We start from the raw sequence: 15,409 nt of genomic DNA on the forward strand, positions 1-15,409 counted from the left end.
CCGTCCCGGGTCTTGCCAAGCCGGGTCGGGGGGCATTTAAGTTGTACCCGGACACGCTTTTTCCAAAGTTGGGCGGTCGCCCGAGGGCCCCCCATCCCCCAGCCTGATGGCCATTCCAGGGATCCTGCGCCCCCACGTTCTTGTCCAGCCCGACTCCGGAGGAGATCCATGACCCGTTTCCGTTCCCTTTCCATCATTGTGGCCCTGGCCCTGTTCACGGGCCTGAAGCCGTTGTCTGCCCAGGTCAGCGCGGGTGGTTCGCCCCCCAGCCTGCTGCGCAGTGCCGATCTCGGGCCCGCCCCGGCAGCGCTGGTCTTTGCCCGACCCGATGTGGACGCCCTGCTGCTCGAAGACGAGCAGGAAGGCAAGGATGTGCCGCTGCGTTTCGGCACGCCGCACGAGGTCTCCTTCTCGCCACAGGATTCGGGCCAGTGGGATACGCTGGCCGACGGCACGCGCATCTGGCGCCTGGCCCTGCACTGCGACGGCGCCACCAGCATCAATCTGATCTACGAGAACTTCCTGTTGCCGCACGGGGCCGATTTCTTCGTGTACACTCCCGACCACGCCACCGTGCTGGGAGCGTTCACCGAGTTCAACAACAAGCCCGACGGTGTCTTCGCCACCCAGCCCCTGCCCGGTGAAGACTGTGTGCTGGAGTACGTGCAGCCAGCGGATGTGCGTTTCAACCCCGACTTCCGCGTGGTGAGTGTGATCCACGGCTACCGCGACATCTTTGGCTTCGCGCGTGACGCCAGCCGCGACTACAATGACTCGGGCAACTGCAACAACAACGTCAACTGCCCCGAGGGAACGAACTGGACCGAAGAAATCAACAGCGTGGCCATGATCCTCACCGGCGGCGGATTCCGGGTCTGCACCGGCGCGATGATCAACAATGTGCGCGAGGACCAGACCCAGTACTTCCTGACCGCCAACCACTGTCTGGGCGGCGAGACCAGCTGGATCTTCATGTTCAACTACCAGAGCGCGGGCTGCGGCAACCAGGACGGCCCCACCACGGATACGGTGCAGGGTGCGATCCTGCGGGCCAGCCACTCCGATTCCGACTTCGCCCTGCTGGAACTGACCGAACCGATTCCCTTCAATTACAACGTGACCTACTCGGGCTGGGATCGTCGCGATCAGGCCTCCACCGCCAGTGTCTGCGTGCATCACCCCAGTGGCGACATCAAGAAGATTTCCTTCGACAACGACCCAGTGGACAATGGAACCTGGTCGGGAACGCCCGCCAACAGCCACTGGCACATCGCCGCCTGGGATGATGGCACCACCGAACCGGGCAGCTCGGGCTCGCCGCTCTACAACCCCAATCACCAGATCGTGGGGCAGCTGCACGGTGGCCAGGCCAACTGCTCGAACAACGTCAACGATTACTACGGCAAATTCTCGCTGTCCTGGGATGGCCATTCCGGCAACAACCAGCAGCTGAAACACTGGCTGGACCCGGACAACACGGGCACCGACACCATTGGTGGATCCGAGTCCAACCCCACCGATCGTCCCAATCTGCTGGCCGACGGCAATCAGCCGCTGGACCCCGAAGACCTGCTGAATCCAGGCTTCAGCGGCCAGTTCATCGTGCACCTGCAGAACACGGGTCTGCTGGCCACGGGCATCACGGGTACGCTCTCGACCCTCAGCAACCTGATCAACATCACGGACACCCAGGGTTCCTGGCCCGATCTGCCCAACATCACGGGCGCCTGGAACACGGACAATCCCTTCCGCTTCAGCATCAGTCCCGAGGCTCCGCTGGGCAGCCTGGTGAATCTCTCGGTGACCCTCACCGCCGATGAGGGCTATACCGTGACCCGCACCTTCTCGATCGAGATCGGTGTGCGAGAAGTCTTCCTGGAAGATGATTTTTCCACGGACCAGGGCTGGACCCTGGGCGAAGGTTGGCAGATCGGTGTCACAGTCGAAGGGGGTGGACAGGATGGCGACCCCGACCCAGCCACAGATCACAGCCCCAGTTCGGACAACCGCATCCTGGGCTTCGTGCTGGGCGGCGACTACCCCAACAACATGCCCGCAACCAGCTGGGCCTATTCTCCGCTCTACGACCTGAGCAACCGACTGGACACCCAGATCCAGTTCTACCGCTGGCTGGGCATCGAAGCCAGCTTCTGGGACCAGGTCACCCTACAGGTCTGGGACGGTGCCAGCTGGGTGGAACTGTGGAGCAATTCCCAGGACCTGTCCGACGGTCTCTGGCTGGAGCGCATCTATGATGTGAGCGACTGGGCCGATGGCAACCCGGCCTTCCAGATCCGCTTCGGCCTTGGCCCCACCAACGGCAACACCACATTCTGCGGCTGGAACGTGGACGATCTGAGCATGCTGGCCTTCAACACGGACATCCCCATCGTGTACGACCCACCGCTGGTTGCTGCTCCGGTGCGCGAGGGCAATGATCTGGTGCTCAACTGGACTCCCCAGAGCGACAGCCCCTACTACCGGGTGGAATGGCGCCACACAGCGGATTCCGGCGATGCCTGGCAGACCGTCGCCTGGACCGACGCTCCCCGCCTGCGAGTCAGCCGCGGCTACGCTCTGCTGGGCCCCACGGGCCTGTTCCGGGTATTCGCCACCGACCGGGTGCCGCCGCGCATCTCGGCCGTGTCTGCCGTGGATGCGGAGTCCCTGCTGGACGACTGAGGCAGATCATGAACCAGAAATGGCCCGCTCATGAAGACTCATGAGCGGGCCATTTTCATTGGTGCGATTCAGGCGCTCGCTCAGCACGGCGCCCGGTGTGTCAGACGTACCAGCTTGCGCACCAGCGCGGCCTCGACGTGCCCGTCCCGCATCACACAGGAATGGGCGTGCAGGGAAATCCGTCGCCCGGCAATCGGCAGCTCCTGAAGCAGGCGTGCCGCAAGAAGGTGAGTGAGGCCGCCCCCGATCACCAGTTCGATCCGGTTGCCTGCTGCGCACAGACTGCTTGCCAGGCGCTGCGCCCCCTGTGCCACGCCCGCACTGTGCAAGCCCGGGCTGCCACTGCTGAGCACGCGCGAGACTCCGGCGCGCGCCAGAGCGGACAGTCCGTTCTCGGGATGCGCCAGCTCATCGTAGGCCCGATGGAAAGTGACCGACAATCCGCGCGCATGAGATCGTTCCAGCAGGCGATTCAAGACCGGCCAGTCAAGATGTGCCCCACGCAGAGCTCCCAGCACGACTCCATCGGCTCCCTCGTCGGCACAGCAATCGATCTGGTCCAGCATGCGGGAGAGAACCCGTGGTCCGATCTCGACGTGCGTGTTGCGCGGCCGCACCAGTACCTGCAAGGCCACATGAGCCGGCAGCAGGCGGCGCGCCTGACGCATGTCGGCTGCAGCCGGTGTGACTCCACCACAGGCCAGCTCCCGGCAGAGCTCCACGCGTGCGGCGCCCCCGGCCATCGCCTGACGCAGGCTCCGTCGCAGCGCGAAGCGGTCATCGGCCGGAATGCAGATCTCAACCGGAATCATGCTCTCTCCCCTGCTCCAGCCTTTGTCACTCGAATTGTGGCAAGGAGCATAAACAAAGGCGCCCCGACAAGTCGGGGCGCCCAAGGCAAAGATGCAGGTGATACCAGGGGGACTACTTCATCAGCACCAGTTTGTTGCTGGCGCGCAGGCTGCCCTGCTCGAGGGTGTAGTAGTACACGCCCGAGGACAGGTTGCTGGCGTCGAACACCACACTGTGGCTGCCGGCGGGGGCCATTCCTTCGAAGAGGGTGGCGACGGTCTGGCCGGCCAGGTTGCGCACCACGAGGCTGGCGATGCCGGTCTCGGGCAGGCTGAACTCAATGGTCGTGCTGGGGTTGAAGGGATTGGGATAGTTCTGACCCAGGCTGAACGTGCCGGGCAGGTCGTTGGCCGACGCGGGACGATCCCAGAAGACCAGCGCGATGTTGGAGAGGGCGGGGTCGCCATTGCTGTCCAGGAAGGACGCACGGGCCTGGTCCATGCCGACGACGGCGCTGCTGTAGCTGAACTGAGCCTGGCCGGCGCCATTGGTGACCAGCACGCCCGAACCCAGACCGGTGTTCGGTCCGGCAATGATGTCGATCTCGACGTCGCGACCGACGACGGGGTCACCATTGTCGTCCTGCAGGGTGGCGGTCAGGGTGTGCATGCTGCCCACGGTGCGGTTGGCCAGACCGGGGGTCAGCACGGCGCCTTCGTTCACCACCACCGCGAAGGTGATCAGCATGTGCGCGGCAAAGATGTTGTCGTCACCGGAAGGATTCACGGTGTGCACCAGCATGGAGGTGTCGCCATTGTTGATGAAGGGCGTCACATCGTACAGTTCGTCGTCGGTGCCCACGGCGAAGGGCACGCAGGGATCACCTTCGAAGGGATCCAGCGGATTGGCACGGTCGTCGCCGATGCCGCCCACCGTGATCAGCGCGCCGTTGGCGAACTCACCGTCATCGGTGTGTCCGGCGTCGGAGGTCAGGCGCTGGCCGTTGATGTCGACCTGGCTGTTCTGGCAGGGATCCTGGCCCTGAGCACCAAAGGAAATCGCCAGACCCAGTTCGATCACGGTGTTGGCGTCGATCTCGACGGGGGCACCGAAGCCGATCGAGAAGTCATCACCCAGGGTGGACTGGCCACCGAAGGCGATCACGGCGGTCTGGACCAGGTCCGTGTCGGGATCGTCGAAGATCACGTACAGGGCACTGCCGTCGATGCTTCCGCACTCGGTGACGACCAGATCATTGATGCCGGCAGGCGCCACATCGATGACCGGAGCCACGATGTCGGTCACATCGGCCCAGTGATTGTTGTTGTTGATCGGTCCGGCCACGATCATGTCCCAGCTCACGCCCGACCCGGCCAGGGTGACGCAGCCATCGGCGATCACGGCATTGCTGAAACCCTGGCTCGCGGTGGCCAGATAGGCACTGCGCACCGTGGCGCTCGCACTGGGCTTGTCCACCTGGATCAGGCCAGTGGGACCGGTCATTCCAACACCATCGGCAGACAGAGTGATCTGACCGGATTCCACGATCAACACATCACCCAGACTGCGACCACCGCTTGCATGCAGGTAATCGGTACTGCCCACCCCTGCCGGACGAGCGGCAGCCAGCACGGCAGTTGCCAGCAGGGCTGCGCCCACACTGATGAATTCGAAACGCTTGCTCATACGTCCCCCTTGTGTAATTGACCAGAAGCCGCACACCACGGCCTCTGGTTCCGGATCCAAAAAACGTTCGACTGACGGCGGAGAGATCCGCTGATTTTGCTGACCTGGATGTGGCAAACCCAATGCCACTTCCTATGTCGCTGATATATCTGTACTTGCAGAAATTGGTTTTGTCACTAATGGCGAGAATCATACGAAAGTGCCGGAAATCGTACAGAATGACTGCCGAAGTCAATGCAGAAGAAACACCCTGTCCAGGGTGTCGAAGGCGGGGAGCAGGAGGGGGAAAGGCGGAAACAGCGCCGGGCCCTTTCGGACCCGGCGCGGAAGATGTCAGGGATGATCCACCCGGATCTGGTACAGGGCCTGTGGCCAGGCGGCCACCGACGTATCCACCCAGGTGGTGTCGGAGGTGGTCTGAACGGAGGTCCAGGGTCCGGTCATCTCCACTGATCGGTAGACCGTGAAGAAATTGGCGTTCAGCACACGCCCCCAGCTGAGCAGCTTGTCACCATTCAACTGGTGCACAATGCGCAGCGGCGGCACCTGGCAGACCTGGTGCTCGATGCCCGTACCCAGATCGACCGCAATGGACTGGTTGTCCAGATCGCGGAACTCGGCAGCGACGATGGCCAGCGTTTCAATGCCGCATCCCACCGCTTCGAAGGTGATGTGCAGCAGGTCACCGGGGCCTTGAACCCCGGAAATGCCTCCGAGAATGGCGTAATCCACGCGCACCAGAGTCACACCGTTGATCAGCTCGTCGTTCCAGTAGAGAAAACTGGGCGAGTGCTCCAGCAACAAGCTTCCCTGATTGATCGAGTAGATGTCGACAATGGAATTCTCGTAGAGCAGATCCAGAGTGAATCCGCGCATGTCGGCCAGACCGCCGTCCACATTCACGGTCAGGGTGATCAGTTCTCCCGGTTCCACCACAATGTCCTGGATGGAATAGCTCAAGGTCTGCGCGTACGCGCCAGAGGCCAACAGCCCACAGCTCACAGCATTCAGAATCAGTTTGTTCATGGCTCCAGTCTCCAGCAAGGCGATCGTCGTTCAGCGCAGCAACAGCATCTTTTGTGTCAGAACCCGGGATCCGGTCTGCAGACGGGTGACATAGACCCCGCTGGCCAGTCCAGTGGCATCGAATCGGACCGTGTGTTCACCCGCGGGCAGTTCGCCATCCAGCAAGGTCAGCACGCGCGCGCCCTGCAGGTTGAACACATCCACACTCACCGACTGGGTTTCGGGCAGCACGAAACGGACCAGAGTGGATGGGTTGAAAGGATTGGGCACATTGGGCAGCAGGGCCAGGCTCGTGGGCAGGCTCGCACCACCAGTCTCGAGGTTCAGGTCAAGCAGGGCATTCCGTGCATCACGACAGTCCGCGGATACCAGCTCCAGCGCCGACGCGTCTGCGATGGTCAACACGATGTCCAGACCATGTACGTCGTCGGGGTTCAGGTGAGCCGCATCCACGGTCCAGCCGGAAGCCGAAGGTGTCACGAAAACCACACCCTGATCACAGCGGGCACTCACGTACCGTCCTTGCCCGCGCAGGTCCAGACTGGCAGCCAGAACCTGCGAATCCAGATGCAGGCGCACCGTATTCCCTGTCTGCGCCAGTTCCACCGTCCCGGAAGAGGCCACAAGGGCATCCTTGCCCGGACGCGAGCCGGGGAATGTGGTCAGGGGACTGGCACAACCGACCCGGTAGTTGATGGCGAAGATCACCAGGTCTTCGAAACCGATCTGGCCGTCCGGCATGGGCAGCCCGAAGGCCGTGAAGTCACTGGTGGGGGCCACATCCAGCTCGCTGGAGGCCGGGACGGTCGGCGTGTTGTAGTACATCGACATCAGCCCCAGATCATCTCCACAGACGGTACCGGAGTAGGGCATCGCCCAGTCACCCAGGAAGTAGTTCGTGGCCGACGCGATGGACCCATTGACGGTTCCGTTGGCGCAGTCAAAGGCCACCAGCCGATAGTCGTAGACACCGCGAGTGGCAAAATCGTCGCTGCCGAAATCATCCAGCCAACTGGTCACGGCCGGGCCCACGCTGGTTACGGAGTCCACGGGACTCAGCTGGGGAGTCAGGCCCGGAGCGTAGGGATAGGGGTAGGTCGGACGCTTGACACGGTAGATTGAATAACCATCGTGTCCGGAGGTGGCGGCCCAGCTCAGCAGTACCGCGTGGTCGCGGGGTTGGGCCAGCAGGCTGTTCACCGGCTCGGGCAGGGTATTGTCCACGAAGAAGGCCCAGTCGGCCAGCGGACTGGCATTGCAGGAGGCATCCACCGAGCGGAACTCCACCGTGTGGGCTCCGTCGGCCACTCCCGTCAGGTCCACGAAGAAGGGCACGGGGCCATAACTGGTGCCACTGACGGGCAGCAAAGTATCCTGCCAGGGATCGCTGTCCAGGCGCCACTCGATGGCGCTGAGCCCCACCGGATCGGTGGCGCTCAGGTCCACCGTGAAGCCCGCATCCGTCTGGCAGGTCAGCTCGGGGACATCGTCCAGGGTGATCGTGGGCAGCACCGCATCGATGAGCAGGTCGTCCCCCGGCCCGAACCAGGCCACCAGATTCGTGTTCACCGGCTTGCGCAGGACCACCTCACTGATGAAGACCTCGTTGGGCGGCAGATCCGCGATGGCATCGAAGAGAACGCGGAAGAGCGGCCCTGTGTGATTGGTGACCGCGCTGAAGAGGGTCATCGAGACTTCCAGTTGTCCACCGGAGAGGGGGCTGACCTGGAAGGTATGCCCGCCACCGGGGAAATAGATCTGCTGCACGGCGGTGGGCTGCAGTGAGGCAGGGTAGTCCACGAAAACCGTGTAGTGGAAGTAATCCGGTGCACTGGCAGGGCCACTGCCGCAAAGCTGCCCCAGACTGACCGTGTACTGGGCCTCGGCCATGCAGCCCGGCGCCAGGCCGACCTGGCTCACATCGAAGGCCCCCGTGAACTGGTCCTGCCCCTGATCGATGCGGCCATCACTCCAACTGGAGGGCCCCACGCTGAAGCTGCTGCCGGACCAGGTGACCAACAGGCTGGCCTGGAGCACAGCTCCGTCCCAGATCTGGTAGTCGAATGAAAGCGGATCCACCAGATCTCCTGCGAAATGCAGGGTGAATCCGAGGAAACTTTCAGTGGGGCCATCCGCCGTGACGATGGTCCCGTCGTTGTAACTCTGGCACCAGGCTCCATCGCTGAACACACCGATACCGTCCAGTCCCATCACGAATCCATCGCCACTGAGTGTGCGCAGTTGAATGTGATCGAAGTTCCCGGATCCGAACTCGGTGAATGCCTGGGTCCAGCTTCCGGTTTCCACCGCGGGCCCTTCCACCTGAAGAGCGGACGCAGTCCCGGAGATTCCCAGGATCAGTGTCACGAGCAAGGGCCACTGATTGGCACGCATGGCCTGATTCCTTTGTTGGATGACCGAACACCGTACATGTTCGATCTGTGATCTGCAGCGCAGGTGTGGACGCCGGTCCAACGGGCGACCGGCGTCCACCCGCTGAGCTTACTTGACCAGCAGCATCTTCTGCATGGCCGTGAAACCGTTCGCCTCGAGGCGGCTGTAGTACAGACCACTGGAGAGGGCGGACGCGTCAAACACCAGACTGTGCCAACCGGCGTCCAGGCTGCCGTTCACCAGCAGGGCCACCTGCTGTCCCAGCATGTTGTACACCGCAAGGCGCACCTCACCGGCCACAGGCAGCGCGAAGCGCAGGGTGGTGGTGGGGTTGAAGGGGTTCGGGAAGTTGGGCTGCAGCTCGTAGGCCACCGGCAGCAGGGCGGGCGGCACATCCACGGTCAGCGACAGCGGAGCATTGAATTGATCACGGGCATCCACGCTCACCAGTTCGATGGCGCCACTGCCGGCGAACTCCAGGTTGAGCACGGTGGTGGCATCCAGCAGCGAGCCCAGGCCCACCGCATCGATCACCAGCTCGCCATTCTCGCTGTAGTGCATCACCGTGCCCGCGGGCAGGCTGGCGTTCAGCAACTGACGCTCGGTGCGCAGCCGGGCACTGTAGCCCATCGCCTCACCATCGAGCAGCAGGGCCGCACCGGACTCGGTCAACTGCAGCTCCAGCCCGCTGGCTTCGGCAATCAGCATGTCCTTGCCGTGCGGGTTGGTGGGGAAACTGGCCAGGGGCGTAGAGCATCCAAGGCGATAGTTGATGGCCAGAATGATCAGGTCTTCGAAGTTGATCCGGCCATCGGGCCCCGGCAGTCCGAAGGGACCCATGTCGGAGGTGGGTGCCACATCCATCTCGTCCGTGTCACCGTCTTCGAATCCAGCCGTCGCGCCCTGATCGGGGTCCAGTCCGTAGTATCCAGAAAGCAGAGTCAGGTCGGGAGTGCACACGAAGCCATCGTAATTGGTGGGCGTGGGAGAAATCTCGTGGAACCAGTCACCCAGGAAGTAATTGGTGGCGCTGGCCATGTTGCTTGTCGCATTCGGATTGACACAGTCAACGGCAACCAGTTCATAATCATACACGGCACGGGTCGTGTAGTCCTCGCTGCCGAAATCATCCGTGTAACTGGTCGCACCCGCGGCGATGTTCACGGATCCCGCGGCCACGTGCGATCCGGCCGGCGGAAGTCCCACAAACCCATCCCAGAAGTACGGATAGCCAACTCGCTTGTAGCGATTCAGCACGTAGCCATCATGGCCGCTGCCTGCAGTCCAGGTCAGATCCACGGCGTGCGTGTTGGGGGTGGCGACCAGGTTGCTGGCGGCCACGGGGGCTGTCGTGTCCAGAATGAATGCCAACGATACCGGGAGGCTCGCGTAGCAGACACTGTCCAGGTAGCGCACATTGAGAACATGGCCACCATCGGCCAGATCATAGTCACCGGGAGCGAACATGTCCGTCGTGAACGTGCCCAGAGTCATGGTCGGCGACACCCAGGGACCATCGTCAAAATTGTACTCCACATGATCCAGAGCGATGTTGTCGGCGCCACTGAATGGGACGATGAAGTCCGCATTGTAGACATAGTCACCTGCGCAGGGGGTACCCGGAAGACTGGCGCTGAGCGTGGGGATCTCACCGTCGACCGTCACACTGGTGTCACCCGAATCGTCGATGGGGATGGAGCCATTGAATTTGTCACGCATGACCACATTGGTCACAGCGATGTTCGTTGTGTTGTTGGCGGCGGCGTTGGCCACGGCATCAAATGTCACGCTGAACAGATCCGCCGAACCGGACGTCGTTCCCGGGGACACTCCCAGCATGGAGAACGTCACTTCCAGACTGCCCGCGCCATTGTCGAAGGACGCGAAGGTGTTGCTACCGGGATCGTAGATCTGATCGACCGAATAGACTTCAAGCACCAGCGGGTCGTAACCGATGAATACCGTGCAGGAACGGTAATCGGCAGCACCGTCGATGTGATATGTCAAGGTCGTCAGCTCAGGACAGGTTCCCGCATCCTCGCCGATGACCAGATCCGAGGCGGTCTGGCTCAGAGAGTAACCCGCGGCAAGGGCGAGGGCCGCCGTACACTCACCACCCTCTTCGGGGTAATGATCACCGCCCGTGTAGATGAATGCACCACTGGCATCCTGGGTGGAGGCAAGCCATGCCGCCGCACTGGCGATTTCGGTCTGCACACCACTGAAACAGGTCGAAAGTGCCCTGACGGCATATGCCGTGCACTGCCAGTCCTCATCACCGGCATTGCCACCATTCTGGTAGCTGAAGGCACCGCTTGGAGTCTGGCAACCCAGCAGGGCGTTCTTGAGAGCGGGCACCTCGGCCATGTGCACATTCGCGGTGCAGAAGCTCTCGATCAGGCCCGATAGCCCCAGGGTATACACCCAGTAGGCACTGTTGCCGTAGCCGGCATCATACCCATCGTTCTGGGCATCAAAGGGCTTGTAGTATCCTGCAGGATTGACAAAGCTGTCCTGATAGAGAACTTCGGCCATCGCATCGGCATCCGCATCGTAGCCATCGCCTGGATGAAGGGCATGCATTGCCTGGGCGGCCTGGACGTAGGAACCGATGTCCCAGGGGATGATGCCATTGTGCCACGTGCCGGATCCGCGACTGACACGGATGTACTCGGCAAGCCCGGCAGCGTCCGTGTACTCGGCGAACCGGTAGTCCAGTTTGCCTTTGGCGGCGGACGCGTAGGAAGAGTTCCCCGTGAGCACAGCGAACTTCAGCAGAAACAGCACATCGGATGACCTGTTGATGCTGCTGTTGCCCGCAGCGACCATCGCATCGGCCGCATCGGTCATGGCCGTGAGATACTCGGGCTTGGGATCCAGTTGGTAGGCATTGTACAGCCCCTGGATGGTCGCGCCATAAATATTGAGCGGGCTGGCGGCTGCCGTGTGGGATGTGCCGTTGGTAACCCAGTCCCAACCCCCATCGTCTGGATCTTCAGGCGTTTCTGATCCATCGAAACCATTGCCTGCATTGTCCTCGGTGACATCCGCCTGCATGGCGACCAGATAATCCGCACCCAGCAGGGCAGCCGCCACCGCGCCAGTGTTGACGAAGTCCTGAACCTGGGGAACCACCAGATTCTTCTGGATCACACCGCTCAATTCCACTTCCGGACTCACCGGCGGCCGGCCCGCCAGGGTCGTTGTGGCTGCCAGCAGCAGTCCCACTGCCGAAAGGGTCAGCAAATTCTTCATCATGACTCCTCTACCCCGCGGGGGGGGATTTGAAAAAACAGTCCCCCGCCCCTTGTGGGCGGGGGACATTCGTTCGAGTTACTTGAGCAGCACCATCTTGTGCAGATCCGTGAAGTCGTTGGCTTCCAGGCGGTAGTAATACACGCCGCTGGCCAGGGACGACCCGTCGAGCACCACGTTGTGCCAGCCGGCATTCAGCTCACCGGACACCAGAGTACGCACCTGCTGGCCGAGCGTGTTGTACACGGTCAGACGCACGTTGGCCGCCTCGGGCAGACCGAAGCGCAGGTTGGTGGTGGGATTGAAGGGATTGGGGAAGTTCTGCCCCAGGCTGTAGCTGGTGGGCAGGGCGTCCACTTCGGGCATGTCCAGCGACAGATCGACAGGCGTGTTGGCCCCATCACGGGCCGCCAGCACCTCCAGGTCCAGGGCATTGCTGTTGGACAGGTTCAGGCGCAGCACCGCATTCTCGGTGAGCATGCCGCCGTTGCCGGCCACGTCAATCACCCAACCATCGGCCGAGGCGTAGCTCATCACCAGAGCACCGTCGCAGCTCGCACCCAAGAGGCTCTGACCGGAGTTGATCCGCAGACTGTAGGCCATCAGGCTGCCGTCCAGAGCGATCTCGACCTGGCCATCGGCCACGCTGTTCAGCACCAGGCTGGAAGCGGATGCGATCAGGGCATCCTTGTGGATCTCGGGACCATCGGCGCCCGTCAGGGGCGAGGTGCAGCCCAGGCTGTAGTTGATGGCGAAAATCACCAGGTCTTCGAAGTTGATCAGGCCGTCGGGATTCGGAAGGCCGAAAGCCGTGAAGTCCGAAGTGGGAGCCACATCCAGTTCATCCGAATCACCGGCTTCCCATGTTCCAACGGTCGCACCAGGATCTGAGGTCGTACCGTAATAGCTGGACAGGGAAATCGTCAGATCCTCCATGCACACGGCACCATTGTAGCTCCCCGGACCACCGTACCAGTCACCGAGGAAGTAATTGGTCGCACTGGCAAGGTTGCTCAGAAGCGAATCATTGGCGCAGTCGTACACAGACAGTTTGTAGTCATAGACACCGCGGTCCGTGTAGGTATTGGCGAAGGAGGCATCCGTGTATCCCGTCGAATCCTTGTCGATGACGGCTACGAAATCGAACACGGTGCCCACCGGAGGCAACCCGTCATTCCCCGACATCGAGACCATGTCATTGTAGTAGGGATAGCTGACTCGTTTGGAGCGATAGAGCTTGTAGCTGTCACTTCCATTTCCGCCGGACCAGCTCAGACGAACGGCATTGTGGCGGGGAGATGCAGCCAGATTGGTGATGGGTGCTGCTGAAACGGCATCTTTGGTGAAAACCCAGCTGGCTTCGGTGCTCTCGTAGCACACATCATCCACAAGCTTCACCTGGATCGAATGACTCATGTTGTCTGACAGACCAGACACATCGGCAAGGAAGGATCCACCGGTCAGCGGGGAGCCGACGATACCTGTGATTGCATCAATCCAGGTGCCCGTGTTGTCGAAGCGATACTGAACCTTGTCCAGATCCACATTGTCGGTGGCGTCCACCAGCACGGTGAAATCGCCATCAACGCAGGTGTCCAGCGGGAACTGCGGGAATGTGGCTGCAAAGGCCGGCACAGTATCGTCCACAACCACGGTCAGAGGATCGCCCGGCAGGACGGGCACAAGGTCAAAGCCCCCGCCTGCACGCGGAGCGCGGAAATCACTGAATGTGAACTGCACCTGAGCCAACAGGTCTTCGCTGGCATCGCCCCAGAAGTCCACCTGGAACAGTTCACCCTCGAAGCTGCTGGGTGTCGCCGCGGACTGGGCCCAGCTGACATCGATGGTGCCCCCGTTGCTGCCGAAACCCGTGGCCGTGGCGAACAGCGAGGGATAGCCGGTTTCATTCAAGGTGATCGAATGCGCATTCAGCGCGGTCGGGAAGGTCATCATCACATGGTAGGCGAAGATCGAGCTGCCACCCAGATTGGACAGCTGCACGCTCACTCGGGTGTTGGGCTCGCAGCCCCCATTCGCCACGGAAATGTGAGTCGGATCCAGGGCAACCATCTCGAGATGTGGGCCATCGGTGAAGTCAACTTCACCCAGACGGCCGTCTTTCAGTTCAATGCTCAGGCCGTCCAGATATCCATCGAAGCCATTCCAGTTACTGTCAGTATGAATTGAGAACGCGAGAATCTCCTCACCGGAATAGTCGTGTGCCCAAGGCATGGGTCCGGCAGAAAACTGTTCAATGGTTCCGAATTGACCCGGAGCACGGGTCTTGTCTTCCAGATACAGCTTCGGTGTTGCCGACGCGGCATTGTCGGTTGACCAAAGACGCCAGACATTGTCTTCCTGAGTATAGAAGGGTCCACCAGGTCCGTGCATCGGCTGGGCATATATCCGGCTGTTGTACCAGCCGGTTGATATTGGCTTGGTATAGATCTGAATCCAGAAATCATCGCCAACCGGAATGCTGTTGGGCTTCTTGGTATGGAAGGAGAAGTTCTTCAGGTCACCGATCGTTACTTCGTGATCCAGTCCGAACAGATCATCAAGAGATACGGCAGCGCCATGAAGATTGGGCTTCTCGTCATCACGATAGTAGGTGTAGTAGTTGATCTTGCCGCTCGCCGGTCCCTGCCAGCAGTCAGCTCCCCAGCCCGTGGGTGCTCCACTGGCCACTCGGGGCAGTTCCTCGTCGGGAACCGCGGGGCTCTGGGTGAATCGGGTGATGCCGTCGGTCATGTCCACTTCACCGACATCACCATTTTCGAGCGTAATGGTCAAACCATCGATCATACCGTCAAAACCGTTGTAATTGGATGCGGTCTGAATGGAAATCATCAGCACGGTTTCGGTGCGATAGTCACGCGGAGTCACGGAAGTCCAGGGCACGATGCCATCACTCAGTTGTGACAGCGTCGCATACTCACCCGATGTGGATCTGAGGGGAGTGAAGTCATAGAACAGCAGCTGATTGTTGGGACCGGAAAGGTCCGTTGTCCAGAAGCGCCAATTATCATCGTCCGAAGTGAACCCTGAGTATCCCACATCAGGTTGGGTTTCCAGACGGCTGTTGTACCAACCACCATTTCCCGGGGGAGCAGTGTAGATGACGATAAAGAAATCTTCATTGTCCGGAACTGAGTCTGCACTCAATTTCTTGGTGTAGAAACTGATTGACTCCAGATCATCCATGGTGATCGGAGTGGGGCCGAACAGATCTGACAGTGTCACGATGGTCCCCGTGGGAAGATCGCCCTGTCCCACGTGGTAGTTCATCTTGTTGTTGGGTCCAGCAACCGGCCCCTGCCAACATGTGTTCCCCCAGATTCCTCCTGCTCCATCATCACTGATTCGGCGGCATTGTTCTTCGTCATATTGGAACGGAACCGCTTCTTGGTGCACAGTCGCAGCCTGGGCAACACCAGCTGCCGTCAAGCCCAGTGCCAGTACAATTCTCAATCCCCTTTTCATCTTCTGACCCTTTCATCCAGTGTGCGGATCAAGGCGTCCTTCGGGCACTTACCTGAAAGACAGATCCGCGCCCCCCGCAGTTGCGGGGGGC

The 15,409-nt window shown here is 61.1% G+C and carries 7 protein-coding genes; 1 reads left to right on the top strand and 6 read right to left on the bottom strand.

The features are described from left to right. The first annotated feature begins 168 nt into the window (after nucleotides 1–168). On the top strand, nucleotides 169–2,682 hold the full coding sequence (locus H6678_03280) for a trypsin-like serine protease (GenBank protein MCB9472815.1): 2,514 nt from the start codon (nucleotides 169–171) through the stop codon (nucleotides 2,680–2,682). Nucleotides 2,683–2,762: 80 nt separating this feature from the next. Here the strand turns inward: H6678_03280 and H6678_03285 are convergent, their stop codons facing one another. The 6 genes from H6678_03285 to H6678_03310 form a co-directional block, all read right to left on the bottom strand. After that, on the bottom strand, nucleotides 2,763–3,494 hold the full coding sequence (locus H6678_03285) for a hypothetical protein (GenBank protein MCB9472816.1): 732 nt from the start codon (nucleotides 3,492–3,494) through the stop codon (nucleotides 2,763–2,765). A 112-nt stretch (nucleotides 3,495–3,606) separates the two neighbouring features. After that, the gene (locus H6678_03290) at nucleotides 3,607–5,160 is read right to left on the bottom strand and encodes a T9SS type A sorting domain-containing protein (GenBank protein MCB9472817.1); all 1,554 of its coding nucleotides are present in this window, start codon (nucleotides 5,158–5,160) and stop codon (nucleotides 3,607–3,609) included. A 333-nt stretch (nucleotides 5,161–5,493) separates the two neighbouring features. Beyond that, entirely contained in the window at nucleotides 5,494–6,186 is a 693-nt protein-coding gene (locus H6678_03295) for a hypothetical protein (protein MCB9472818.1), read from the bottom strand. 30 nt (nucleotides 6,187–6,216) lie between these two features. After that, nucleotides 6,217–8,580: a T9SS type A sorting domain-containing protein gene (locus H6678_03300; GenBank protein MCB9472819.1), complete on the bottom strand. Its 2,364-nt coding sequence runs from the start codon at nucleotides 8,578–8,580 to the stop codon at nucleotides 6,217–6,219. A 108-nt stretch (nucleotides 8,581–8,688) separates the two neighbouring features. Next, on the bottom strand, nucleotides 8,689–11,835 hold the full coding sequence (locus tag H6678_03305) for a T9SS type A sorting domain-containing protein (protein MCB9472820.1): 3,147 nt from the start codon (nucleotides 11,833–11,835) through the stop codon (nucleotides 8,689–8,691). 78 nt (nucleotides 11,836–11,913) lie between these two features. Continuing rightward, on the bottom strand, nucleotides 11,914–15,123 hold the full coding sequence (locus H6678_03310; protein ID MCB9472821.1) for a T9SS type A sorting domain-containing protein: 3,210 nt from the start codon (nucleotides 15,121–15,123) through the stop codon (nucleotides 11,914–11,916). Nucleotides 15,124–15,409 lie beyond the last annotated feature (286 nt).

The organism is Candidatus Delongbacteria bacterium (assembly GCA_020634015.1).
In the GTDB taxonomy this organism is placed as follows: Bacteria; CAIWAD01; CAIWAD01; order CAIWAD01; family CAIWAD01; genus JACKCN01.